A 25909-nucleotide genomic window follows, 5' to 3' on the forward strand; every position below is an offset into this window, starting at 1 on the left:
CCGCCTCCACGACCTCGCCCGACAAGGCGTCACCCACACCGCACTCACCCACGCCCTCACCGGCTGGGAACACACCACCCGCCCCTACGCCGCACTCAACGCACGCCTCACCACCCCCGACACCCTCCACGCCTGGAACACCCACAACCTCCACCACACACCGGTCGAACCCGCAGCCGACCAGCACGCACCCGACCACCCCACAACATTCACCCTCGACACACACGGCAAAGCCACCCACACCTGCCCCCACCACCCCACACTCCGCAACACCCCCGGCGGCACCTGCACCATCTGCGGCCACCCCTGCCGCACCCACCCCGACCACACCCCACCACCCACCAAACCCGCAACACCCCACCCCACCCGCACCCTCGACCGCCTCCTCGGCCCACCCCGCCCCGACACCCGCTTCACCACCCCCAAATGCGACAACGAACACTGCAACCCCGACCCCCACTCACCCCGCTACCGCACCATCCTCCGCCGCACACCCGACGACCGCACCATCACCGCCACCCCCTGCCCCACCTGCGGAGACAGGAGGGGCCGCGCAGCGCTCACACGCGTCCCCGCGGAGCCCTCCCCGTCAGCCTCAAGCGCGACAGGTCGAATGAATTAGCCTTCACGGCAACAAAAAAGACGAGACGAGGCCACTCGCCCCTCATGCGGGGAGCAGTCGGAGCTGGCCCGGTACTTCATCTCGAACGTGGGACCATCCCCGCGTGCGCGGGGAGCAGGGCGGGCGGGGTCGCGTCCAGCAGGATCGCGAGGGTCCATCCCCGCATGCGCGGGGAGCAGGAGCCCGTGGACAGGACCGGCTCCCGCCGTACGGCCCGGCGGGAGCCGATTCCTATCGACCCCGAAGCCGACGGAAACCGCCCTCTCGCTCTCGCCAGCATGATCCGGGCATGCAGTCAGTTACCCGTCGCCATCTCAGGCGGCTTCAGCGCGGCTGACGACGCCTTCGCCGGCAGTGGCGACCGGGATATCGTCATCGTCGGCCGTAGCGTCGCGGACTCCGCCACTTCTTCCGACATGGCACACCGGCTGTCCACCATCGTCAGCAAAATCAATAGATAGGAACCTCTGTGATCGTCGCCCCCCTTCGGCTTGAACATATCGGCGAGGTTCGGCGGCTCATGGAACTCGGTGCGCCCTACCTCCACGCGCGCACCCTTTCCGATTACTGGCTTTACGCCACGCTGTTCTCCTCGACCTGCCCTCTCGCCATCGACGACGACGGAACCGTCATCGGAGCGGTCATGGCGTTCCGAAGCCAGGACGATCCCGCTGACGTCTATGTCCAGGACGTCATCACGCATCCGCGACACCGCCGCCGGGGTGTCACGCGAGCCCTCCTGCAAAGCGTGCGCTCCCAAGCACGGTCGTGGGGCTGCCAGCGTCTCTATCTCACCTCCGAACCCGACAACGAAACGGCACACGCCGCCTGGGAGTCCCTCGGCTTCGTGAACGTGGCCGGTGATCACCACATCAACGGAGTCTCCGTCGTCACCGATTTCAAAGGCCCGGGCCGTAGCCGCGCCGTGTACGAATCGCCGCTGAGTTGAATCTCGCCGGGCAAGGGCCAGCGGGGGGAGTCCTGCTGGGCGTCGAAGCGTGCACTATCGCGCCTCCGCCCAAAAGGGGGCCGTGGCGGGGCCCACCGGGGCTTTTCCCCGTACCCGGGCACCGGTAGGGCGGGCCCCGGTGCTCCGCGTGGTCACGGGCCGCCCGGCGACGATGTCGATCGCCGCGGTGCGCCGCTACCGCCCAGGTCGCGCGCCTCGGATGCTGTTCCGCACCCGCCCGGGGGGTACCGCGACCGTGACCTGAGCGCCTTCCTGAACGGCGTCCACCGGCCCTCGGACGCGCCGGTGATCCTGGCGTGGGATGCCCCGGCCGCCCACCGCGGCGTGTGGACGCGCGCGGCGGCCGAGGCCCCGGAGTGGCCGGAGGTGGAGTACCGGCGAGCCGCGCAATGCCGAGCCCGGGGAGGCCGCCAAGCCGGTGTGGGAGGACCCGCGGCTGCTCCCGTCGAACACGATCCCCTATCCGGCAGCCGGCGTGCGGGCCTGGCTGGACGGCGCCGGGTTCGCCCCGCACGGATGGTGACCCCTCACGCCGAGGTCGGGCGCACCAGGGCGTCGTAGGTGTCGGTGGTGCGCTCCAGGTCGACACCGAGGCCGCGGGCCCAGGCGTCGAGTTCGGCCTGAGCCGCCCGGCCGTCGCGGTCGTCGTCGACCACCAGCTCCAGTTCCAGGAACACGCCGGCGTCCTCGACGTCGTCGACGCACACTCCGATCGGGCCCGCGGTGCCGGTGCGGCGGGTCTTGGCGATGCGCACACTGGGGACGTGGCCCAGGGCGGTGAGGACGCCGTGCATCGAGCCGCGGTCGGCGACGGCCGTCTCGTGTTCGACGCACTCCATGGCGTTGGCCAGCGGCGTCTTCGTCGTGACGACGTGTCGGCCGTCCTGGGTGCGCAGGCGGGCGAAGGTGAAGCCGACCTTGCCCTGGGAGGGGTCCCAGCCGGAGGGGGCGTAGGCCTGGTCGTCCTGGCGGGAGGGGTCGCCCAGGGCCACCCCTGCGGCCTTGAGCGCGAGCAGCAGCCCTTCCAGGTCGCCCACCCGGTACTTCGTCTCGATCTCCCGCATCATGCGCCCCTGCCGTCTCGGTTGCACCGTCGGGGCGAGCGTAGCGAGGACGGGACCGGCCGGGAGGGGGATCAAGGCAACGGCCCTCCCCGCGCCCCGACCGGCTTCCCACGTCCTGTCCCTACGCTCCCCACGCGCGGGGCACCGACCGGAGGGGCGACCGCACATTCGGCCGGGCCCTGTGGGCACAGGGCCGAAGCGGCTCGGCGCCGGCCCTCCCGGGAGGGGACCGCTCCGGGACGGCCGGGGCTCCACCGGCGGGCCCGCCGTGCCCGGTGAACACCGGGCAGGCGAGACCTGCTCCTCGGACCTGCGGGGGGCCGCGGCCTAGGACGTCCGGCCGCGTTCGGCGGCTTCCCGTGCGCGGTGCCGTGCGTACCCTCCCCGCGTGACGCGGTAGAGCACGTTGGGGCGCAGGGGCCCCTCGGGGGCCTCGGGGTCGTCGAAGTCCCCGCCGGGGTCGCGGGTCATGCCGATGCGGGCCATGACGGCCTGCGAGCGGTGGTTGGCCGCCGTGGTGACGGCCAGGACCTCCGCCAGGCCCAGCGCGCCGAACCCGTGGTCCAGGGCGGCCCGCGCCGCCTCGGTGGCGTACCCGCGCCCCCAGGCGTGCCGGGCGAGCCGCCATCCGGCCTCCACCCCGGAGAAGGGGAGGTGCTCCTCCACCCGGTCCAGCCCCGCGAAGCCGACGAACTCCCCCGTCGCGCGGACCTCGACCGCCCACCAGCCGTGGCCGCGCCGGTCGAAGTCGCGCAGGAAGCGCGCGACGGAGGCGTCGCTCTGCTCCCGGGTCAGGGGAGGCCCCAGGTGCTCGCGGACGCGGGGGTCGGCGTTCATCTCAGCCCAGGGTCCGAGGTCGGAGTCGCGCCAGCGGCGCAGGACGAGGCGTTCGGTGCGGATCTCAGTCACGGGGTCCAGTCAAGGGGAGGGCCCGCGGGCCCGGCAACCGCGCCCCGCCCGCGAACCGGGAGGAGGCGTCGGGTGCAGGGCCCGGCCGGAGAGGGCCGACCGCCCCTCCCCGGTGGCGGGCCCGGCCCGGACCCCGGACGCCGGCAGGCGCACCGGCGCCCGGCCTACTCGTCGTCCTCCTCCTCGTGGTGGTCGAGGTTGGAGGTGCCGCGCCGCCAGTACCCGTCCACCTCGCAGGTGGTGTTGCGGACGAACCCGCGCTCCTTGAGCAGGCGGCGGATCGGCTTGAGCGAGGTCGCCTCCCCGGCCGCGTACACCATCCCCTCTCCCCCGGGCAGCTCCAGGTCCCGGAACGCCTCCAGCAGCAGGTCGGTGGTCCCGGCCTCGGCGGCGCCGCGGTGCAGCCAGGTGATCCGCGCGCCCTCGGGCGCCTCGATCTCCTGCTCCTCGGCGGCGTCCACCACCTCGAAGAACGCGAACACGCGGGCGTCGGCGGGCAGCTCCTCCACGTAGCGGGCGGCGGCGGGCAGCGCCGTCTCGTCCACCATCAGCACGTGGTAGTCGAACTCCCCGGTGATCCAGGCGGTCCCGCGCGGGCCCAGCACGCCCAGCCGGTCGCCGGGCCGGGCGGCCTGCGCCCAGCGCCCGGCGGGGCCGTGGTCGTGGGAGACGAAGTCGACGGTCAGGCGCTCGGCGTCCAGGGCGCGCACGGTGTAGTCGCGAAAGACCACCCCCGGGGCGCGGAAGTTGAGGCAGCGGTCGTCCTCCACCACGGGCAGGACGTGTCCGCCGTCCCCGTTGGGGAACCACAGCTTGACGTGGTCGGCGAAGTTGTCGCTGCGCATCCCCTCCAGGTCGGGGCCGGACAGGTGGACGCGGATCATGCGCGGGGTGACGCGCTCGACCTCGGCGACCTCCAGCACGCGCGGGCGCAGCGGGTACATCCGGACGCGGCGCTCGTGGGCCGGGGTGGTCGGGGTGGTCATGGTCGTACTCCTAGCGGTCGGGCTCCGTTACGGGACGGAGGGGTCTTGGGGCCGGGCGGTCCGCACCCGGCCGGTGCGCAGGCCCGCGCAGGTCAGGGCGACCAGGGCGGCGCCGGCGACGGTGAGGGCCCCGCCCGCCATGAGGGCGCCCGCGGCGCCGACGAGGGGGGCGAGTGCGCCCAGGGTGAGGGCTCCGGTGCTGTCGCCGACGGTGGCCTGGGCGGTCCACACGGCGTTGACGCGCCCGCGCAGCCGGTCGGGGGTGTGCGACTGCAGCAGCGCGTAGCGCAGGATCTCCTCCACGACCTGGCCGAATCCGAGCAGGACGAGGAAGGCGAACGCGAGCGGCGCCCAGGGGGAGGCCCCCAGGGCCAGCACGGCGGCCCCGCACAGCGCGACGGCCGCCAGCAGCAGACCGCCGGTGCGGTGGGCGCGTCCGGCCCAGCCGCTGGTCAGCGAGCCGATCAGCGCTCCCAGGGCGGGCGCGGTGTACAGCAGGCCCACCAGGGCCTCTCCCCCGCCCAGGACCTTGTCGGTGAACTCGGGGACGAGCACGGCCGGGGTGGCGAAGAGCATCTGCACGAGGCCGAGCAGCAGCAGCGGGCCCACCACGCGGTGGCGGAGGGCGAACCGTGCCCCCTCGCGCAGGTCGGCCGCCGCCGAGGGGCGCGGCCCGGTCGCGGCGGGCGCGTCCAGGCGGGGCAGCCGCCACACCAGGGCGGTGGTGACCAGGGACAGGGCGGCGGTGACGGCGTAGTTGGCGCCGATCCCCCAGGCGGCGATCAGCACGCCGCCCAGGGCCGGGGCGAGCACCGAGCCGAGTTCGGCGTTCAGGGCCAGCAGGGCCCCGGCGGCGGGCAGCCGGTCGGGGGCGACGAACCCGGGGGCGGCGGCCTGGAGGGCGACGGCGCTGAAGGACCCGAACAGGCCGTTGCCGACGGCCGCGGCGTAGATCACCCACAGCCAGGGGGTCTCGGGGAGCAGGGTGTTGGCGGCCAGGGCGCCGAAGCCCAGGACGGCGGAGGCGCGGCCGATGACGATGAGGCGGCGCCGGTCCCCCCGGTCGGCGAGCAGGCCGCCGATGAGCGTCCCCGCCAGGACGCTGACGGCCGTGGCGGCGTGCACGGTGGCCACCATCAGGGAGGATCCGGTGAGCTGGTACACCTGGAGCGGCAGGGCGACGGCGGCGAAGCCCAGGCCGAACACGGAGACGAGCCGGGCGGTGAAGACGATCCTGAATTCACGGCTCTGGCGCAGGGGGCCGGTGTCGACCATCAGCCGGGAGAGCTTCACGGGTTCCTTCGCGGGTTCGTCGGGCGGCGGTGCGGTGCGCGGGCGGCGGGGGTCCGGGGGACGGGGCCCCCGCCGCGTCCGCGGCGGTCAGGCCGTGGCCTCCCGCAGGCTGCGGGGGCGCAGGTCGGTCCAGTGCGTGTCGACGTACTCCAGGGACTCGTCCCTGGTGGCGGGGCCGTACACGGTGGTCCAGCCCGCGGGGACCGGGGCGAACTCCGGCCACAGGGAGTGCTGGTCCTCGTCGTTGACCACCACGAGGTAGGTGCCGTCGGGGTCGTCGAACGGGTTGGTCATGGCCTTGTTCCCTTCGGGTGCGGTGGTGTGCCGGGGCGGGTCACAGGTCCTGGAGGACGGCCTCGACCTGGTCGAGGACGTCGTCGGCCTGTCCGTAGGTGCGGGAGAAGCTGTAGCGCAGCGGGAAGACCCGGTCCTCGCGGGCGGCGGGCAGGGTGGCCCACAGCTCGTTGCCCAGGAGCTCCTCGGTGACGGGGTCGGCCTCCAGGGTCACGTCGGTCTCGTAGAAGACGACGTCGGCGTCGTTGAGCACGTCGATCTCCTCCAGGGAGTACCAGGCGGCGAACTCGTCGCCGGCGGGCTCCACGGCCGAGGTGAGGCCGGCCCCGAGGCTGTCGAGCGTGTAGGCGCCCCAGGCGTTGGAGTTGACGACGGCGAGCTGTCCCTCGACCGCGAAGACGACCGCGAAGGTGGTGTCCTCCAGCTGCTCGGCGTAGGTCCGGGCGATCTCCGCGGAGCGCTCCTCGAACGCGGCCTTGTCCTGCGCGGCGCGTTCGCCGTCGCCGACGACGCCGGCGAGTTCGAGCGACATCTCGCGGAGCCCGTCGCCGGCGCCCTCGAAGTCGAACAGGACGGTGGGGGCGATCTCCTCCAGGTCGGCCTTGTGGGCCTCGAAGTCGGCGTGGCTCTGCTCGCGGACGCCGCCGATGATGAGGTCGGGCTCGGCGGTGGCGACGGCCTCCAGGTTGATGGTGAGGTCGGTGGCCTGGACGACGGGGACCTGTTCGAGGATGCCGAGCTGCTCCTCGGTGTACAGGCCCGGACCGGGCTCGATGGCGCCGGCGGGGGCGATCCCGGCTTCGAGCAGGACCTCGTTGCCGAACTCCAGGGCGACGACGGACCGGGGCTCGGCGGGGATCTCGACGGGCCCGTAGTCGGTCTCGACGGTGACGGTCTCACCCGTGGCCGCGGCGTCGTCGGTGTCCTCTGCGGCTCCGCCGCTCCCGCAGGCGGTGAGGGCCGTGAGGAGGGCGAGGCCGGCGGCGGTCAGGGCTCCGCCGCGCAGGTGGGTGGTCCGGTGTGTCACTGTGGTGGCTTCCTGTGCGTGGTGGGTGTGGGGGAAGGGGGCGGGCCGGGGTGCGGGCGGCCCGACGCACCCGGGGCACCCGATCGGGATAAGGATAGCCTAACCTAATCTTCTGCGGGTGCCGAGGGTGGCTTTGCGGCGCGCGGACCCTCATCCGCCCCGGTGGGGGCGGGCGGGGCGCAGGGCCGCGTCCAGGACCGGGCCGATGACGGCGAGCGCCGCCGGTCCGGTGAGGTCGTTGTGGTGGTGGTCCACGGGGGTCTCGACGATCCGGCCGTCCACGTGGTCCTTCCACAGCTCGGCCGTGATCCCGGAGGCGGGGTCGCGCCCGGCGGTGGCCGTGAAGAAGTGCACATCGCCCCGGAAGACCCGGTAGCGGGGGTCCCGCGCGACCTCGGTGGTGTACATGCGGGCCCGCACGACGCGGTCGATGGTGGCGGCGTCGAAGTCGGCCCACACGCCGTCGCTCTCGCGCAGGAACTCCACCACGTCGGCGCGCCGGTAGGGCGCGGTCAGCCGCTCGGGCAGGTCGCGCCGGCCGCTGGCGAGCAGGAACTCCAGCGCCTCCTGCTCCGCCTCGGCCGCGTCCATGGGGCCGCCGGCGGCCCGGACCGGCGCGGCGTCCATGGGGTAGGTGTCCAGCAGGGCCAGGAACGCGACCTCCTCGCCCTCCTCCTGGAGGCGGGTGGCCAGGGCGTGGGCGATCTGCCCGCCGAAGGACCAGCCCAGCAGGTGGTAGGGCCCGTCGGGCTGGACGGCGCGGATGCGGCGCAGGTAGAGGTCGGCCAGGCCGTCCAGGTCCGGCGGCACCTCCTCGCCGCGCAGGCCCGGGAACTGGAGCCCGACGAGGGGCCGCTCCCGGTCCAGGTGCGGGGCCAGCCCGGCGTACCCCCAGGAGAAGCCGCTGGCGGGGTGCAGGCAGAACAGGGGCCGCCGGCGCCCGCCCTCGCGCAGGCGCAGGACGGTGGCGAGCAGGTCCTCCCGGCGCGGCGCCTCCAGGTAGTCGCGCAGGCGGGCCACGGTGGGGGCGGCGATGAGGTCCCCGGCGCGCAGCCGCTGCCCGGTGCGCTTGCGGATGCGGCCCACCAGCCGCATGGCCAGCAGGGAGTGTCCGCCCAGGTCGAAGAAGTCGTCGTCCACGCCCACCCCGGGCACGCCCAGGACGGCGGCGAAGTCGGCGCACAGGGCGCGGTCGGCGTCGTCGCGGGGCGGGCGCCCGGCGGGGCCGCGGTCGGCCGGGGCGGGCAGGGCGGCGCGGTCGAGCTTGCCGTTGACGGTGAGCGGGAGCCGGTCCAGGGCGACCAGGGCGGAGGGCACCAGGGCGTCGGGCAGGACCGACCGCAGGTCGCGGCGGACGGCGTCGGTGTCCGGGTTTTCGCCCGCGGGAACGAGGTAGCCGACGAGCCGCTTCGCGCCGGGGGCGTCCTCGCGGACCACCACGGCGGCCTGCGCCACCGCGGGGTGGTCCTCCAGGGCGGCGACGACCTCGGCGGGCTCGATGCGCACGCCGCGGATCTTGACCTGGTCGTCGGCCCGGCCCAGGTAGTCGATGAGGCCGTCGGCGGTCCACCGCACCAGGTCGCCGGTGCGGTACATGCGCGCCCCGGGCCCGGCGTGGGGGTCGGCGACGAACCGCTCGGCGGTCAGGTCCGGGCGCCCGGCGTAGCCGCGGGCCAGGCCCACGCCCGTCACGTACAGCTCTCCCGGGACGCCGGCCCCGACGGGGCGCAGCGCGGTATCCAGGACGTGCACGTCGGTGCCGGAGATGGGCCGTCCGACGGTGGGGGCGTCGCTGTCGGCGGTGCCGCCCCCCAGGGTGTTGATGGTGTACTCGGTCGGCCCGTACAGGTTGTAGCCGAGCACGCCGGGGGTGTCGCGCAGCGTGTCCCAGACGGTGGTACCCACGGCCTCCCCGCCGAGCAGGACCAGCGGGGGCCGGTGGCGGCCGGGGTCGAGCAGCCCGTCCTCCAGCAGCTGGCCGCAGTAGGAGGGGGTGACGTTGACGACGTCGACGGCGTGCTCGGCGCAGTAGGCGACCAGGCCCGCGGAGTCGCGGCGCAGCTCCTCGTCCATGAGGTGCACCTCGTGGCCGTCGATCAGCCACAGCAGCTCCTCCCAGGACATGTCGAAGGAGAACGAGACGGTGTGGGCCACCCGCAGCACCCGGCCGCCCTGTTCGGCCACCACCGGGCCGAAGATCTCGGCGCGGTGGTTGACCAGCATGTTCACCAGTCCCAGGTAGGGGATCTGCACGCCCTTGGGGCGGCCGGTGGAGCCGGAGGTGTAGATGACGTACGCCAGGTGGCCGGGCCGGTGCGCGAACCGGGGCGCGGGCTCGTCGGAGGCGGCCAGGGCGGCGAGGGTGTCCGGGTGGTCCAGCAGCAGCCGGTGCCCGCCGGGGCCTTCCGGCAGGCCGGCGGCGGCCCCGGCGGTGGTGACGGTGACGGCGGGACCGGCGTCGTCGAGCATGCGGCCCAGGCGCTCGGCGGGGTGCTCCAGGTCCAGGGGGACGTAGGCCGCGCCGAGCTTGAGCACGGCGAAGAGGACGGCCACCCAGTCCGCGGAGCGGGGCAGGGCGATGGCGACCCGCGTCTCGGGGCGGACCCCGTGTTCGGCGAGCAGCCGGGCCAGGCGCTCGGCGCGCCCGTCCAGCTCGGCGAAGGTGAGCGTCTCGTCCCGGGTGACCAGGGCGGTGCGCCCGGGGTGGCGCAGGGCGGTCTCCTCGAACAGCTCGGCCAGGGTGGACCCGGGCAGGTCGCGCTCGCGGCCCCGTCCGGGGGCGAGGGCGGCGCGCTCCCCGGCCTCGGTGAGCGGGCGCAGGGCGCCCACGGGGGCGCCGGGGGCGGCGGTGATCTGCTCCAGCAGCCGCACCACCCGGTCGAACAGGGCCCGCGCGGCCCCGGCCGTGACCGCGTCGGTGCGGTAGGCCAGGCTGAGCCGGAACTCCTCGCCGGGCTGGGCGACGAAGGTGAGCGGGTAGTGGGTGGCGTCGGAGCCGGTCACCGACTCCAGGCCGGTGGCCTCGCGGACCCGCCGGTAGCCCTCGTCGTCGCGGGGGATGTTGCGCTGCACGTAGAGGGTGTCGAACAGGCGGCGCCCGCCCACCGCGGCCTGGACGTCGGCCAGGCCGACGTGGTGGTGGGGCAGCAGCTCGGCCTGCTCCCCCTGGACGCGGACCAGGAGGTCGCGGACGGTCTCGGCGGGGTTCAGCCGGACCCGCACCGGGATGGTGTTGAAGAAGACGCCGATGATGGAGTCCACGCCGTCGATCTCGGGCGGGCGGCCGGCGACGGTGCTGCCGAACACGATGTCGTCGCGGCCGGTGTGGGAGCGCAGGGCCAGCCCCCAGGCGGCCAGGAGCACGGTGTTGACGGTGACGCCGAGTTCGCGGGCCAGCCCCGACACGCGCCCGACCAGGGCGGGGGCGAGCACGCCGTCGACGGTGCGGGGCATCAGGGTGGCGTCGCCGCCCTCGCCGGGGCTGACCAGGGTGCCCTCGTCCACCCCGTCCAGGGCGGCGCGCCAGGCGGCCAGGGAGCGGTCCCGGTCCTGGCGGGACAGCCACACCAGGTAGTCGCGGTAGGGGCGGGGCTCGGGCAGCCCGCCCGGGTCGCCGCCGCGCAGGTACAGCTCCATCAGCTCGGCGTTGTACAGCTCGCCGGACCAGCCGTCCATGACGATGTGGTGGAAGGTGAGGACCAGGACGTCGCGGTCGGGGCCCAGGCGCACCAGGACGTGCCGGACCAGGGGCGGCCGGGACAGGTCGAAGCGGCGTTCGCGCTGGGCGACGCGCACCAGGTCGAACCGGCGCCGGGCCTCCCCCTCGGGCAGGCCGGACAGGTCGACCTCCTGCCAGGCGGCGGCGACCGACCGGGGGATGAACTGGACGGGGCGCTCCACACCCTCGTGCAGGAACCCGGCGCGCAGCGCGGGGTGGCGGTCCAGGACCGCCTGGGCGGCGGCCCGCAGGGCCGCGGCGTCCACGCGGCGGCCGAACTCGAAGACGTTCTGGACGGTGTACACGTCCAGGGGCTGCTCGTCCTTGACGGAGTGGAACAGCAGCCCCTCCTGGAGCGTGGCCAGGGGGAGCACGTCCTGGATGTCGCCGGGGGCCCCGGGGGTGGTGGACATGGCGCCCTCTCCTTGCTGGGTGGGTGGGGTGGGTCGGGGGCTCACGCGTCGCCCTCCCGGAGCCGGTGGAGCGCGTCGGCGCCCTCGGCGTCGAGCAGGCCGGCGAAGGGGTCCTCCCCGTCGCGCACGGGGTCCGGCTCGGGGGCGGCGGGCACCGCGCGGGCGGCGAGCCGCTCGGGGGTGCGGTGGTCGAAGACGTCGCGGACGGTGAACTCCAGCCCGGCGCCGCGGGCGCGGGAGACCAGGCGGATGGCGGTGATGCTGTCGCCGCCCAGGGCAAAGAAGTCGGTGTCGGCGCCGACCCGGTCCAGGCCCAGGACGTCGGCGACGGCCGCGCACAGGGTCTCCTCCCCGGAGGTGCGCGGCGGGCGGCCCCCTCCCCCGGCGGGGACGGCGGGGCCGGGGTCGGGCAGGGCCCGGCGGTCGAGCTTGCCGTTGGCGTTGAGGGGGAGCGCGTCCAGGAGCAGGACCGCGGCGGGGACCATGGCGGCGGGCAGGACGCGGGCCAGCGCACCGCGCAGGGCGGCGGGGTCGGGGTCCGCTCCGGCGGCGGGGACGGCGTAGGCGGTGACGCGGGGGGCTCCGCCGGGGCCGGCGGCCACGGTGGCGGCGGCGGAGGCGACCCCGTCCAGGCGGGCCAGGGCGGCCTCGATCTCGCCGGGCTCGACGCGCACGCCGTTGATCTTGACCTGGTCGTCGGTACGGCCGAGGTGGACGACGGTGCCGTCGGGCAGGCGCCGGGCGAGGTCGCCGGTGCGGTAGAGGCGCCCGCCGTCGCCGAAGGGGTCGGCGACGAACCGCTCGGCGGTCAGGCCGGGGCGGCCCAGGTAGCCGCGGGCCAGCTGGACGCCGCCCAGGTACAGCTCTCCGGGCACGCCGGGGGGCGCGGGGCGCAGCCAGGGGTCCAGGACGTGCAGGACGGTGTTGTGGACGGGGGCGCCGATGGGCACGGTCGCGCCGCAGGCGTCGGGGCCGGCGGTGTGGGAGGTGACGTCGATGGCGGCCTCGGTGGGGCCGTAGAGGTTCTCCAGCCCCGCCCCGGGCAGGACCCGGCCGAAGTCGCGCGCCAGGTCGGCGGGCAGGCCCTCGCCGCTGGCGATGACCAGGCGCAGGTCGCGGGCGCGGGCGGCGGCGGGTTCGGCCAGGAAGGGCCGCAGCAGGGACGGCACGAAGTGGCAGACGGTGACGCCGCGGTCGGCGAACAGGTCCGCGAGCAGGGCGGGGTCGCGGTGGCCGCCGGGCGGCACGGTGACGATGGCCGCGCCTGCCGCCAGGGGCCAGAAGAACTCCCACACGGCGACGTCGAAGCCGATCGGGGTCTTCTGCGCGACGCGGTCGGCGGGGGTGAGCCGGTACCGGTCCTGGGTCCACTCCAGGCGGTTGGCCAGGGCGCGGTGGGTGACGCCGACGCCCTTGGGGCGACCGGTGGAGCCGGAGGTGAAGACGGTGTAGGCGAGGCCGTCCGGGTGGGGGTCGGCCCAGGGCAGCGGGTCGGCGGCGGCCAGGCGCTCCCGTGTCGCCGCCGCGTCCACCTCCACCACCGGAATGCGGCCGCCCGTGGCGCCGGCGGGCCCGGGGTCCCCGGGCACGCCGGCGCCACGGGCGCCGCCGGGCACGACGGTGCCACGGGCGCCCTCGGGCGCACCGGACCCGCCGCCGGCACCGGGCACGACGGTGTCCCCGGCCGGGGCACCTCCGGCAGCGGGGTCCCCGGCGTCCGGGCCTGCGGGGCGCACCCCGGGGGGCGCCCCCGGCACCGCGGGGCCGCCGGCCAGGGCGGCGGCCAGCACGGGGGCCGTGGCGGTGTCGGTGACCAGGGCCAGCGCCCCGGCGCGAGCGGCCGTGTCCGCCAGGCGGGCGGGCGGGTGGTCGGTGTCCAGCGGCAGGTACGCGGCGCCGGTGCGGACCACGGCCAGGAGCGCGGTGACCAGGTCGGCGCCGCGCGGCAGGGCCACGGCCACGACCTTCTCAGGACCGGCGCCGTGCCCGGCGAGCAGGGCGGCCAGCCGCCCGGCGTCGTCGTGCAGGCGGGCGTGGGTCAGGGTGCGCCCGCCGTCGACGACGGCGGTGCGGTCGGCGTGGACGGCCGCCGCGGGGGCCAGCAGGGCGGTGAGGGTGGTGCGCAGGCCGGGGGCGGCGGTGTCGTTGTGGCGGCGCAGGGCGGCGTGCTGGTCCGCGGTGAGCGGGTCCAGGGCGCGCAGCGGCCGGTCCGGCGCGTCCAGGACGCGTGCGAGCAGGTGGGCGAACAGGTCGAAAACCTGGTGGGCGTCCTCCTCGGGCACGCCGCGGTGGTCCAGGCGGAGCAGGCCCTCGTCGGGCAGCGCGGTCAGGACCACCGGGTAGTGGGTGGCGTCGCGCACGCGGACCCGCCCCGGGCGCGGCCCGCCCGTATCGGCCCCGGCGGGGACGAGGGGGTAGTTCTCGACGACGAGGAGGGTGTCGAAGAGGGTGCCGTGCCCGGCGGCCCGCTGGATCTCCGCGAGCCCCGCCCCGTGGTGGTCCAGGAGGTCGGCCTGGGCCAGGTGCAGGCGGCGCAGCAGGTCGAGGGCGGTCTCGCCCGGGCGGGTGCGTACCCGGACCGGCAGGGTGTTGGTGAACAGGCCGACCATGTCCCCCGCGCCGGGCAGGTCGGCGGGCCGCCCGGAGAAGGGCTGTCCGAAGACCGTGTCGGTGCGGCCGGTGGCGGCGCCCAGGGTGAGGCCCCAGACCGCCTGGAGGACGGTGTTGACGCCGGTCCCGGCCGCGGCGGCCAGGGCGCGCAGCCGCTTCGCGGTCCCCGCGTCCAGGGTGCGCTCGATCCGCCGGGGCGTCCCGGCCGGGCCGGCGCCGGGGGCGAGCAGGGTGGGGCCGTCCAGTCCGGCCAGGGCGGCGGACCAGGCGGCCCGGTCGGCGTCGCGGTCGCGGTGCGCCAGCCGGGCCAGGTGGTCCCGGTAGCGGGGCGCGGGCCCGGGCGGGGGCCCGCCGGCGTGGAGCCGCAGCAGGTCGCGGACCAGCAGCGGCAGCGACCAGCCGTCCAGCAGGATGTGGTGGGCGGTGACCACCAGGACGGTGCGGTCGGGCCCGTCGGTGAGCGCGTGGAAGCGCAGCAGCGGCGGGGCGGCCAGGTCGAACCGGTGCGCGAACTCGGCGTCGGCGATCCGGTCCTCGGCCGCCTGCGCGCCCTCGGCGGGCAGGGCGGTGAGGTGCCAGTCCACGTCCGTGTCGGCGGGGACGAACTGCACGGGCTCGTCGAGGTCCTCGTGCCAGAACCCGGCGCCGAGGTGGGGGTGGCGCTCCAGGAGCGCCGCGGCGGCACGGCGCAGCCGGCGGGGGTCGGCGGGCCCGAGCAGCTCCAGGCGGACCTGGAGGTTGTAGACGTCCCCGGTGCCGTCGCCGCCGGCCAGGACGTGGTGGAAGAGCAGCCCTTCCTGGAGGGGGCCCAGCGGCAGGACGTCGGCGATCGCCCCGGTGTTCTCCTGCGCGGTCATCGCCGCCTCCTCCACATCGATGCGAGCCGGTCCATCTGGTCGGGGGCCAGTGAGATCAGGGGTTCCTCCGGTGCCGCGGGTTCGGGCGGAGTGTCGGGGGCGGGGACGGCGACGGCGGCCAGGTCGGCGACCAGGGGGTGGCGGAAGACCTGGCGTCCGGTGACCTGCCAGCCCGCCTTGCGGGCGGCGCCGACCAGGCGCAGGGTCAGGACGCTGTCGCCGCCCAGGGCGAAGAAGTCCTCGTCGGCGCCGACCCGGTCCAGGCCCAGGACATGGGCGTAGACCGCGCACAGGGCGCGTTCGGCGTCGGTGGCGGGCGCGCGGCCGACGGTGCGGCCGGTGTGCGGGTCCGGGTCGGGCAGGGCGTTGCGGTCGATCTTGCCGTTGGCGGTGAGGGGGAACGCGTCCACCGGGACGAACGCCGACGGGATCATGTAGTCGGGCAGGGAGGCCGCCAGGGCGGCACGCAGCCCGGTGTCGTCGGCGGTGCCGTCGGACAGCACGTGGGCGATGAGCCGGTGGTGCCCGGCGTCGTCCGCGCGGGCGGAGACGACGGCCTGGGCGACGCCCTCGACCGCGCCCAGGGCCGCCTCGATCTCGCCGGGTTCGATGCGAAAGCCCCGCACCTTGACCTGGAAGTCGGCCCGGCCGAGGAAGTCCAGGGTGCCGTCCGGGTTGCGCCGGGCCAGGTCGCCGGTGCGGTACATCCGCGTCCCGGGCGGACCGAAGGGGTCGGCGACGAACCGCTCCGCGGTCAGCGGCAGGCGACCGTGGTAGCCCGGCGCCACCCCCTCCCCCGCGATGTACAGGTCGCCGGGCACCCCGGTGGGGACGGGGGCCAGTCCGGCGTCCAGGACGTGCACCCGGGTGTTGGCGATGGGGCGGCCGATGGTGACGGGGCTTTCGGGGCACACGGGCGCGGTGGTGGACCAGATCGTGGTCTCGGTGGGCCCGTACACGTTGGTGACGGAGGCGGCGCGCGAGGCCAGCGCCTCGGCCAGGTCCGGGGGCAGCGCCTCGCCGCCGACCAGGATCCGCAGCCCGTCCAGCGCCTCCGGGCGGGTCTCCAGGAGCATCCGCCACAGGGTGGGGGTGGCCTGGACGGTGCCGATGCCGCCGGTGGCGAGCACCTCGCCCAGGGCGGCGCCGTCGCGGACGGTGTCCTTGTCGGCCAGCACCACGGTGGCGCCGGAGAGCAGCGGCAGGTACAGCTCCAGGGCGGAGATGTCGAACCCCACCGTGGTCACCGCCAGCCAGCGCTCCCCCGGCTCCAGCGGGAACCGCTCCCCCATATCGGTCAGGAAGTTCGCCAGGTTGCGGTGCGAGACCACCACACCCTTGGGACGCCCCGTGGACCCGGACGTGTAGAGGATGTACGCGGCGCGGTCGGGGCCGGTCCGCGCGTCCCACGCCTCGGGGTCCTCCCCGGCGCCCGTGACGGGCCCGGCGGTGTCCAGGTCCAGGACGGGGACGGCGGTCCCCGGGGGCGGGGCGGTCCCGCCGCCGGTCACCAGCAGCACGGCCGCGGAGTCGTCGAGCATGTACGCGGTCCGGTCGGCCGGGAACTCCGGGTCCAGCGGCAGGTACACGCCGCCGACCCGCTGCACGGCCAGCAGGGCGGCGACCAGGTCGGCGGTGCGCGGCAGCGCGACCGCCACCACCTGGCCGGGGCGCACCCCGCGGGCGCGCAGCAGCGCGGCGACCTCGCACGTCCGGGCCTGCACCGCGGCGTAGGCGTGCTCTCCGGCGGCGTCGCGCACGGCGGTCCCGCCGGGGGTGCGCGCGGCCCAGGCGGCGAGGGCGTCGCAGGGCCGGGGCGCGGTGATCGGGGCGCCGGTGGCGTGGGACGCGGCCAACCGCTCCCGCTCGCCGTCCTCCAGCACCCCGATGTCCGCGACCGGCAGGTCCGGGTCGGCGGCGGCAGCGGCGAGCACCCGCACCAGGCGGCGGACGATCCGCTCGGCGCTGCCGGGGTCGAACAGGTCGGCGGAGAAGTTGAGCGCCAGCCGGCTCCCGCGCCCGGGGTCCTCGATGTAGGCGAACTCCAGGTCGAACCGGGCGGTGTCCAGCGGGGTCTCCAGCAGGTGCGTGGCCGACCCGAACAGGGCGCCGGCCCCGGCAGGGCGCCGCTGGTGGGACACCATGGTCTGGAACAGCGGGTGGCGGCTGACCGACCGCCCGGGGGCCAGCGCCTCCACGACCGCGTCGAAGGGGGCGTCGGCGTGGGCGAACCCGGCCAGGTCCACGGCCCGCACCCGCTCCAGGAGTTCGGCGAAGGTGGGGCGTCCGCCCAGGTCCAGGCGGAGGACCAGGGTGTTGAGGAAGAACCCGACGGCGTCCTGGGTGCCCTCGTCGGCGCGGTCGGCGACGGGGCTGCCCAGCGGGATGTCGTCCCCGGCGCCGAGCCGGTGCAGCAGCACCGCCACGGCGGCCTGCACGACCATGAACACGGTGACGCCGTGCTTCACGGCCAGCCCGCGCAGGGCCGCGTCCAGGTCGGGGTCCACGGGCACCCCGGCCAGGCCGCCGCGGTGGGAGGCCACGGCGGGGCGGGGCCGGTCGGTGGGCAGGGACAGCTCGTCGGGCAGGCCCTGGAGGGCCCGCCTCCAGTGCTCCAGGAGGGCGGCGAGCGGGCTGTCGGGGTCGGCGGCCCCGCCCAGCAGGTCGGCGCGGGCGGCGGCGTAGTCGGAGTAGCGCACCGGCAGCGGGGCCCACCCCGGGGCCCGGCCGTCCAGGCGGGCCCGGTAGGCGGTGTCCAGGTCGGCCAGCAGCGGGCCGAAGGACCACTCGTCGGCGGCCAGGTGGTGCAGCACCAGGAGCAGCACGCACCCGTCCCCGACACCGGGGCCGGTGAGCAGGCGCATCCGCAGCGGCGGGCGGGCGGCCAGGTCGAACGGCAGGGCGGTGATCCGGGCGAGTGCGGCGTCCAGGTCCCCCTCCACGCGTTCGGCGCGCACGTGCGCGGCGACGGCGCCGGCGTCCAGCAGGACGGGTTCGGGCTCGTCGGCGACGGCGCGCACGACGGTGCGCAGCACCTCGTGGCGTTCGGCCAGGTCCACGGCGGCGGCGCGCAGCGCGTCCTCGTCGAGCGGGTCGGCGACGCGCACGGCCAGCGGGACGTTGTAGGCGCCGCCGGGTTCGTGGACCCGGTCGATGAGCCAGAGCCTGCGCTGGGCGTGGGACAGGCGGGGGCGCCCGTCGCGGAGCGGCACCACCGGCGGGCGGCCGGGCCCGGCCTGCCGGATGCGGCGGGCCAGGGCGGCCGGGGTGGGCGCCTCGAAGAGGTCGCGCACCCCCGCCTCGGCGCCGAGCAGGGTGCGGGCGCGGGCGGCGACGCGGGTGGCCAGCAGGGAGTGCCCACCCAGGGCGAAGAAGTCGTCGTCGGGTCCGACGCCGTCGCGGCCCAGGACGTCGCCGAACAGGTGGCAGAGGATCTCCTCGCCGGGGGTGGCGGGGGCGCGGCGCCCGCCGCGGCCGTCTCCGCCGCCGTCCGGGGAGCCCGGGTCGGGCAGGGCGTTGCGGTCGATCTTGCCGTTGGCGGTGAGGGGGAACGCGTCGACCGGGACGAACGCCGACGGGACCATGTAGTCGGGCAGGCTCCGCGCCAGGTGGGCCCGCAGGGCGGCCGGAGCGGGTGCGGGCGCGTCGGGGTCGGGCACGAGGTGGGCGACGAGCCGGGCGTTCCCGTCCGGGTCTGCGGGGGCGGTGACCACGGCCTGGGCGACGCCCTCGACCGCGCCCAGGGCGGCCTCGATCTCGCCGGGTTCGATGCGAAAGCCCCGCACCTTGACCTGGAAGTCGGCCCGGCCGAGGAAGTCCAGGGTGCCGTCGGTGTTGCGTCTGGCCAGGTCACCGGTGCGGTACATCCGGCTCCCGGGCGGGCCGAAGGGGTCGGCGACGAACCGCTCCGCGGTCAGCGGCAGCCGGCCGTGGTAGCCCGGCGCCACCCCCTCCCCGGCGATGTACAGGTCGCCGGGGACGCCGGCCGGGGCCGGGCGCAGCGCCGCGTCCAGGACGTGGACCCGGGTGTTGGCGACGGGGCGGCCGATGGTGACCGGGCCGTCCGCGGTGAGCGGGGCGGTGGTGGACCAGATCGTGGTCTCGGTGGGCCCGTACACGTTGTGGGCGGCCTCCGCGCGGGTGGCGAGTACCGCGGCCAGGTCGGCCGGGACCGCCTCGCCGCCGACCAGGACGCGCAGGCCGTCCAGGACGGCGGGGTCGTGCTCGGTCAGGGAGCGCCACAGCGACGGGGTGGCCTGGGCGATGGTGGCCCCGCTGCGTTCGAGCAGCCCGGCCAGGAGCCGGGGGTCGCGGACGGTGTCCTTGTCGGCCAGGACGACCGTCGCCCCGAACCGCAGCGGCAGGTACAGCTCCAGGGCGGAGATGTCGAACCCCACCGTGGTCACCGCCAGCCAGCGCTCCCCCGGCTCCAGCGGGAACCGCTCCCCCATGTCGGTCAGGAAGTTCGCCAGGTTGCGGTGCGAGACCACCACGCCCTTGGGACGCCCCGTGGACCCGGACGTGTAGAGGATGTAGGCGAGGGGGCCGTGCGCGTCGGCGTCGGCGGGCACGGCGACCGGGCCGGAGGCGTCCAGGTCCAGGACGGAGACCGGGGAACCGGCGGGGGCCTTGGTGCCGCCCCCGGTGACGATCAGGGTCGCCCCGGAGTCGGCGAGCATGTACGCGGTCCGGTCGGCCGGGAACTCCGGGTCCAGCGGCAGGTAGGTGCAGCCCAGGCGCTGGACGGCCAGCAGGGCGGCCACCAGGTCGACGGTGCGCGGCAGCGCGACCGCGATCACCTCGCCGGGGCGGACCCCGTGGGCGCGCAGCAGGGCGAGGACGCGCTCGACCCGGGCGGCGAGCCGGGCGTAGGTGTGCTCTCCCCCGGCGTCGACCACGGCGACCGCGTCGGGGGTGCGCACGGCCCAGGCGGTGAGGGAGTCGCAGGGCCGGTCCGTGTCGATGGGGCGTGCGGTGGCGTTGGGCGCCTGGGCGAGGGCGCGTTCGGCGCCGGTGGTGACCGGGGTGGCGGCGACGGTGCGCCCGGGGTCGGCGGCGATCGCGGCCAGGGTGGTGCGCAGCCGCTCCAGCAGGGTGCGGGCGGTGGCGGCGTCCACGGCGTCGGGGCGGTGGCACAGCCGCAGGCCCAGCCGCTCGCCCGGGAACACGTTGAGGGACACCGGGTAGTGGGTGGCGTCCTGCACCCGCACGTCGGTGAGCCGCACCCCGGCGTGGTCGCGGTCGGCCAGGGCGTCGCGGGCCGGGAAGTTCTCGAACACCAGGAGGGTGTCGAACAGGGGCGAGGTCCCGGCCAGCTCCTGGGTGCGGGTGAGCGCGGTGTGGTGGTGCTCGGCCAGGGCGACCTGGCGGCGCTGGAGGTCGCGGGCCAGGTCGGCGACCGGGGTGCCGGGGGCGGTGCGCAGCCGGACCGGGACGGTGTTGATGAACAGCCCGAGGATGGACTCCACCCCGGGCAGGTCGGCGGGCCGTCCGGAGACGGTCGCGCCGAAGACCACGTCGGTGCGGCCGGTGGCGCCGCCCAGCACCAGCCCCCAGGCCGTCTGGACCAGGGTGTTGACGGTGACGCCCAGGTCGCGGGCGGCGGCGGTGAGCGCCCCGGTGGACTCCTGGGCCAGGGCGCCGGTGAGGACCTCCTGTCCGGCGCCGCCGTGGGCGGGGGCGCCGGGGGCGAGCAGGGTGGGGCCGTCCAGTCCGCCCAGTTCGGCCCGCCAGGCGGCGTCGGCCGCGTCGGCGTCGCGGGTGGCGAGCCGGGCCAGGTGGTCGCGGAACCCGAGGGCGGGGGCGGGGGTGGCCGGGTCGGCGTAGCGGTCGAACAGCGCCCGCAGGAACAGCGGGGTGGACCAGCCGTCGAGCAGGGTGTGGTGGTCGGTGGCGACCAGGGTGTGGTCGTCGTCGGCGCGGCGCACCAGGGTGAACCGGATCAGCGGCGGGTGGGCGAGGTCGAAGGGGGTGGCCAGCTCGCGGGCGCACAGGGCGTCCAGCTCCGCCTCCGGGTCGTCGGCGCCGGACAGGTCGGTCCCGCTCCAGCGGGCGGACACGGCGGCGGGCACGAACTGGACCAGGTCCCCGCCGTCGGCGAGGAATCCGGCGCGCAGGCCGGGGTGGTCGCGCAGCAGGGCGTCGGCGGCGGCGCGCAGCCGCTCCGGGTCCAGCGGGCCGCGGACCCGGGTGACGGACTGGGCGGTGTAGGCGTCGTGGCCGCCGCCGTACAGGCCGTGGAAGACCAGCCCGGCCTGGAGCGGGGTGGGCGGCCACAGGTCGGCGAGGCGGGCCCCGGGGTCGCCGGAGCGGTCGGCCCAGGCGCGTTCGATGCGTTCGACGCGCTCCTGGTCCAGGTCGACGAGGGGGACGTCGGAGGGGGTGAGGGCGTGCGGGCCGGGGGCGTCGGCGGCCTCGGCCAGGGCGCGCAGCGCCTCGGTGAAGGCGTCGGCCAGGGCGTGCACCCCGGCGGTGTCCCAGAGGCCGGGGGCCCAGCGCCAGGACAGGTGCAGGCGGGGGCCGTCGGGTCCCTCGTGGACGGACGATCCGAGCTCCAGGCCGTGGGTGAGGGGCTGGCCGGGGTCCTCCCCCAGCATCACGCGGGCGGTGACGGGGGCGGCCTCGAAGGGGCGCGTGCCGGGGGCCCCGAACCGGCCCAGGTGGTTGAAGAGCACGTCGGGACGGGCGCGGCCGGCCAGGAGGGGGGCGGTGTCGGGGTTGAGGCGGGACAGCAGCCCGTGGCCGAGGCCGTGGCCGGGGACGGCGCGCAGCATCTCCTTGGTGCGCTTGAGGGCGCGGACCGGGTCGGTTCCGAGGGGGTCGAGGGCGACCGGGTGGGCGCTGGTGAGCCAGCCGACGGTGCGCGCGGGGTCGGCGTCGGCGTGCAGGTCGCGGCGGCCGTGGCCCTCGACCTCGACCAGCAGGCGGCCCTGGTCCGTCCCGGCCAGGGTGAGGGCGGTGAGGAGCACGTCCTCGGCGTTGACGCGGTGGCGGGCGCCCGGTCCGGTGAGGACGGCGCGGGTGAGGTCGGGGTCCAGGACCAGGTCGAGGACGCGGCGGCCGGCGACGGTGTCGCGGGCCGGGTCCAGCGGCCGGGAGCCCCGGGGGCGGTGGGCGGCGGGATCGGTGACGGCCAGCCAGTAGTCGAGTTCGGCGACCCGTTCGGGGCGGCGGGCCTCCTGCGCGAGCAGGGCGGTCCAGCGGCGCAGCGAGGTCCCGGCGGCGGGCAGGTCGACGGCGCGGCCGGCGTCCAGGGCGGTGACGGCGGCGGCCAGGTCGGGGCCGATGACCCGCCAGGAGACGCCGTCGACGGCGAGGTGGTGCACGCGCAGGAGCAGCAGCCCGGGGCGGTCGGGCCCGGCGTCGAACCACGCGGCGGCCAGGGTGCGGCCCGCCTCCGGGTCGATGTGCGCGCGCAGGCGGGCGGCGGCCGTGGCGACGGCGTCGTCGTCGGGCTCGGCGGCGACGCGTTCGAGGTGGACGGCGGGGGCGTCGGCGGCGGGCGGGACCTCCAGGGCGGTGCCCCCGGCGGTGGTGCGGGTGCGCAGGCGCAGGGCGCCGTGGTGGGCGACGACCGCGGCCAGCGCCCGCTCCAGGGTGCCGGCGGTGAGGCCGGCCGGGGTCCACAGCGCCTGGGCCTGGGTGAACCCGGCCGGGGGCGGGCCCTGGTCCAGCAGGGCGGCGGCCACGGGGGTGGGGGTGATCGGGCCCACGGGGTCGTCGTCCCCGGGGGCGGCGGCCTCCCCGGTGCGGGCGCGGGCGGCCAGGGCGGCGGGGGTGGGCGCCTCGAACACGTCGCGGACGGTGATCTCCAGGCCGGCGGCGCGGGCCCGGTTGACGGCCTGGATGGCGAGGATGCTGTCGCCGCCCAGGCGGAAGAAGTCGTCGTGCGCGCCGACGGCGGAGCCCAGGACCTCGCCGAGCAGGGCGGCGAGGGTGCGCGCCACGGGGTCGGCGGCCTCGGCCGCGGGTACGGGCCCGGGGGCGTCGGGCAGCGCGTCGCGGTCGACCTTGCCGCTGGAGTTGAGCGGGAGCCGGTCCAGGACGACGATGCGCGCGGGCACCATGTGGTCGGGCAGCCGGGCGGCCAGGTGGGCGCGCAGGGCCTCCTCGGTGAGGGCGGCGGAGCCCATGGCGTAGGCGACGAGGCGGACCGCGCCGGAGGGGCCGGTGCGCGCGACGGTGGCGCAGCGGGCGACGCCGGGGTGGGTCTGGGCGGCGGCGTCGACCTCGCCGGGCTCGACCCGGTGGCCGCGGACCTGCACCTGGTCGTCGGCCCGGCCCAGGTAGCGGACGGCGCCGTCGGGGGCGACGGCCACGCGGTCGCCGGTGCGGTACATGCGGGCGCCGGGCGGGCCGAGGGGGGAGGCGACGAAGCGCTCGGCGGTCAGGCCGGGGCGGCCCAGGTAGCCGCGGGCCAGCCGGTCGCCGTCCAGGTACAGCTCGCCCGGGACGCCGGGCGGGACGGGGCGCAGGGCGGCGTCCAGGACGAGGGCGCCGACCCCGGCCACGGGGTGGCCGATGGCGGTGTCGGGGGTGTCGGCGACGTCGCCGACCAGGGCGTCGACGGTGTTCTCGGTGGGGCCGTAGAAGTTGAGCGCGCGCACGCCGGGCAGGGCGCACAGCCGGTCCCAGAGCGGTTGCGGGCAGGCCTCGCCGCCGAAGGTGAGCAGGCGGGGGACGTGCCGGGGCCGCCCGCTCTCCAGCAGGGTCCACAGGTAGGCGGGGGTGGTATCGAGATGGTCGATGCGGTGTTCGGCGAGGTAGTCGCCGAGCCGGGCGTGGTCGAAGACCAGGTCGGTGTCGACGAGGTGGAACTCGTGGCCGTGCACGAGGCCGAGCAGGGTGTCCCAGGAGGCGTCGAAGGTGAAGGCCCCGATGTGCCCGACCCGGGAGTGCGGGGGCAGGGCGAGCTGCTCGCGCTGGGCCCCGGCCAGGGCGGCGAGCGCGCGGTGCTCCACCACGACGCCCTTGGGCCGCCCCGTGGACCCGGAGGTGTGGATGACGTAGGCGGCGTCCCCGGGCCGCGGCCACGGGAGGTCCCCGTCGTGCTCCCCCGTGCCGGTGGTCCCGACGGTCCCGGAAACGGCCACGGCGTCCGCGCCCTCGCGCACGCCCGCGGCACGCGCCCCCACCGCGCCGGCACCACCGGCACCGGGCGGCACACCCGTACCGGAAACGGTCACGGCGTCCCCGGGTACCCGTGCGGTCCCACCGGTGTCCTGGGCTGGCGCGGCGTTTTCGGGCGTCTCTCCGCCCCCACGGGCTTCGGGGGCGTCCGGGGCGTCCAGGAGCACGACGCGGGCGGTGCCGGTGTCGGGGAGCGCGGCGGCGGTGTCGGTGCGGGTGAGCACCAGCACCGGCCGGGTGTCCTCCAGCACGTGCGCGGTGCGCCGGGCGGGGTGCCCGGGGTCCAGCGGCACGTAGGCGGCGCCGGAGCGCAGCACGGCGAACAGGGCGACGACCAGGTCGGCCGAGCGCGGCAGCGCCAGGGCGACGAACCGCTCCGGGCCCGCGCCCAGCGCGCGCAGGCGGCGGGCCAGCGCGTCCACCCGGGCCAGGAACTCCTCCCGGGTCAGGCGCTCGCGGCCGTGCACGAGCGCGGTGCGCCCGGGGTCCTCGGCCAGCGCCCGCGCCAGCATCGCGGTGACCGGGGTGAAGGGGGTACCGGCCGGGCGGGCGGGGCCGGACCCGCCCGCCGCCGGCCGGTCGCCGGTGGTGGCCGCGCCGTTGCGGCCGGTCCCGGCGGGTTCGGGGGCGCCGGGCGCGGTCAGGCGCGCCGCGGCGGGGTCGACGGTGTCCAGCGCGGCCGTCGGGGTGTCCGGGCCGGCGGCGGCGAACCCCTCCAGCAGGCGGGCGAACCCGGCCAGCCGGGCGCGGACCCCGGCCCGGTCGTGGCGTTCGGCGTTGGCGTTGGCCTCCAGCACCAGCCCGCCGCCCGCGGGCCGGTAGACCGACAGCGCCAGGTCGTCCACCGGCCCCTCGGACAGGGTGGTGGAGGCGGCCCGGTGCCCGTCGAACTCCAGCGCGTAGTCGAACAGCTTGATGTTGAGCTCGGGCCCGAACAGCCCGAACCGCTCCCCCACCGCCGACAGGTCCCGGCGCAGCCACTCGGCCCGGTAGCGGTGGTGGGCGCGCAGCGCGCGGCCGGCCGCCCCGGCGGCGGCGGTGGCCCGCAGGACCGTGTCGGCGGGGTGCACGCCCAGCCGCAGCGGCAGCACGTTGACGACCATGGCGGGGGTGCGCAGGGCCGGGGTGCCCAGCCGCCCCATGACGGGGACGCCCAGCAGCAGGTCGCGCTCCCCGGTCAGCCGGTGCACGTACGCCGCGAACGCCCCGGTGAGGGCGTCCACCCAGGTCGCGCCGGCGCCCGCGCCGCCGGCCCGGGCGAGGGCGTCAAGCCCGGCCGCGACCGGGGCCGCCGTCTCCAGGCGTTCGCGCAGGAAGCCCGCGTGGGGCGCGGGCGGCGCGCAGGACAGCAGCGCCGGGGCGGGCCGGCCGGCGAGCACGCGCGCCCAGTGCGCGCGGTCGGCCCCGCGCCGGGGTCCGGCGGCGTAGGCCTGCTCGTCGGCGACCACGTCGGCCAGCCGCCCGAACCCGGAGGGCGCGATCTCCCGGCCCTCGCCCAGGCGCGTGTACACGTCCGCGACGCGGCGGGCGATCATCGTGATCGCGTAGGCGTCCACCGCCAGGTGGTGGTAGCGCTGGTACCACAGCCACCGGCGGGGGCCCACCCGCAGCAGCGCGTACCGGTACAGCGGTCCGGCGGTCACGTCGACCGGCCGGGCCAGGTCCGCGTCGGCCCAGGCCCGGGCGCGGGCCCGCGCACCGTCCTCGCCGCCGTCCCCGGTCAGGTCCACGACCTCGACGTCCCCCGGCACGTGCGGTCCGACCTCCTGGAGGGGCTCGGGGCCGTCGCCGACGACCACGGCGCGCAGGGCGTCGGTGTCGGCGACGACGGAGCGCACGGCGGCGGCGAACCGCGCGGTGTCCAGGTCGGCCGGGATGTCGGTGTACTGGCCGACGTTGAACACCGGGCTCTCCGGTGCCGCCTGCTGGGCGTAGCGGACACCGGCCTGGGCACCGGTCAGGCGCATCCGGGTGACGTCGTTGGCGGCCATGGTTCGGGGGCTCCTCACGGAAGGCG

Annotated in this window: 11 protein-coding genes; 2 read left to right on the top strand and 9 right to left on the bottom strand. The window is 76.8% G+C overall.

Annotated elements, in window-relative coordinates; translation table 11 throughout:
• The first annotated feature begins 807 nt into the window (after positions 1-807).
• Both BUE45_RS12225 and BUE45_RS12230 read left to right on the top strand, forming a co-directional pair.
• Entirely contained in the window at positions 808-1083 is a 276-nt protein-coding gene (locus BUE45_RS12225; RefSeq protein ID WP_143173339.1) for a hypothetical protein, read from the top strand.
• Between the two features lie 8 nt (positions 1084-1091).
• Positions 1092-1571 (top strand): GNAT family N-acetyltransferase, encoded by a 480-nt coding sequence (locus BUE45_RS12230; protein WP_073379004.1) that lies wholly within the window; start codon positions 1092-1094, stop codon positions 1569-1571.
• Between the two features lie 548 nt (positions 1572-2119).
• Here BUE45_RS12230 and BUE45_RS12235 read toward each other — a convergent pair.
• The 9 genes from BUE45_RS12235 to BUE45_RS12275 form a co-directional block, all read right to left on the bottom strand.
• Positions 2120-2656, bottom strand: coding sequence for a class IV adenylate cyclase (locus tag BUE45_RS12235; protein ID WP_073379548.1), 537 nt, complete (start codon positions 2654-2656; stop codon positions 2120-2122).
• A 327-nt stretch (positions 2657-2983) separates the two neighbouring features.
• Positions 2984-3565, bottom strand: a complete 582-nt coding sequence (locus BUE45_RS12240; RefSeq protein ID WP_073379008.1) for a GNAT family N-acetyltransferase — start codon at positions 3563-3565, stop codon at positions 2984-2986.
• A gap of 164 nt (positions 3566-3729) precedes the next feature.
• Positions 3730-4551, bottom strand: coding sequence for a siderophore-interacting protein (locus tag BUE45_RS12245; RefSeq protein WP_073379012.1), 822 nt, complete (start codon positions 4549-4551; stop codon positions 3730-3732).
• A gap of 27 nt (positions 4552-4578) precedes the next feature.
• Complete coding sequence (gene entS, locus BUE45_RS12250) at positions 4579-5826, bottom strand: enterobactin transporter EntS (protein ID WP_073379550.1); 1248 nt, start codon at positions 5824-5826, stop codon at positions 4579-4581.
• Positions 5827-5931: 105 nt separating this feature from the next.
• Positions 5932-6138, bottom strand: coding sequence for an MbtH family protein (locus BUE45_RS12255; RefSeq protein ID WP_073379015.1), 207 nt, complete (start codon positions 6136-6138; stop codon positions 5932-5934).
• 40 nt (positions 6139-6178) lie between these two features.
• Entirely contained in the window at positions 6179-7165 is a 987-nt protein-coding gene (locus tag BUE45_RS12260; protein WP_245833057.1) for an ABC transporter substrate-binding protein, read from the bottom strand.
• 150 nt (positions 7166-7315) lie between these two features.
• The gene (locus tag BUE45_RS12265) at positions 7316-11296 is read right to left on the bottom strand and encodes an amino acid adenylation domain-containing protein (RefSeq protein ID WP_073379018.1); all 3981 of its coding nucleotides are present in this window, start codon (positions 11294-11296) and stop codon (positions 7316-7318) included.
• A 41-nt stretch (positions 11297-11337) separates the two neighbouring features.
• Positions 11338-14763: a non-ribosomal peptide synthetase gene (locus BUE45_RS12270; RefSeq protein WP_143173340.1), complete on the bottom strand. Its 3426-nt coding sequence runs from the start codon at positions 14761-14763 to the stop codon at positions 11338-11340.
• Positions 14760-25883 (bottom strand): non-ribosomal peptide synthetase, encoded by an 11124-nt coding sequence (locus BUE45_RS12275; RefSeq protein ID WP_073379025.1) that lies wholly within the window; start codon positions 25881-25883, stop codon positions 14760-14762. The genes BUE45_RS12270 and BUE45_RS12275 overlap by 4 nt, the downstream gene beginning before the upstream one ends.
• Positions 25884-25909: the final 26 nt, after the last annotated feature.

The sequence above is a fragment of the Nocardiopsis flavescens genome, assembly GCF_900141985.1.
Taxonomy (GTDB): Bacteria; Actinomycetota; Actinomycetes; order Streptosporangiales; family Streptosporangiaceae; genus Nocardiopsis; species Nocardiopsis flavescens.

Coding starts and splice junctions, on each gene's coding strand:
- BUE45_RS12275 (WP_073379025.1), bottom strand. CDS start 25,883: ATGGCCGCCAACGACGTCACCCGGATGCGCCTGACCGGTGCCCAGGCC.
- BUE45_RS12270 (WP_143173340.1), bottom strand. CDS start 14,763: ATGACCGCGCAGGAGAACACCGGGGCGATCGCCGACGTCCTGCCGCTG.
- BUE45_RS12255 (WP_073379015.1), bottom strand. CDS start 6,138: ATGACCAACCCGTTCGACGACCCCGACGGCACCTACCTCGTGGTGGTC.
- entS (WP_073379550.1), bottom strand. CDS start 5,826: ATGGTCGACACCGGCCCCCTGCGCCAGAGCCGTGAATTCAGGATCGTC.
- BUE45_RS12265 (WP_073379018.1), bottom strand. CDS start 11,296: ATGTCCACCACCCCCGGGGCCCCCGGCGACATCCAGGACGTGCTCCCC.
- BUE45_RS12235 (WP_073379548.1), bottom strand. CDS start 2,656: ATGCGGGAGATCGAGACGAAGTACCGGGTGGGCGACCTGGAAGGGCTG.
- BUE45_RS12245 (WP_073379012.1), bottom strand. CDS start 4,551: ATGACCACCCCGACCACCCCGGCCCACGAGCGCCGCGTCCGGATGTAC.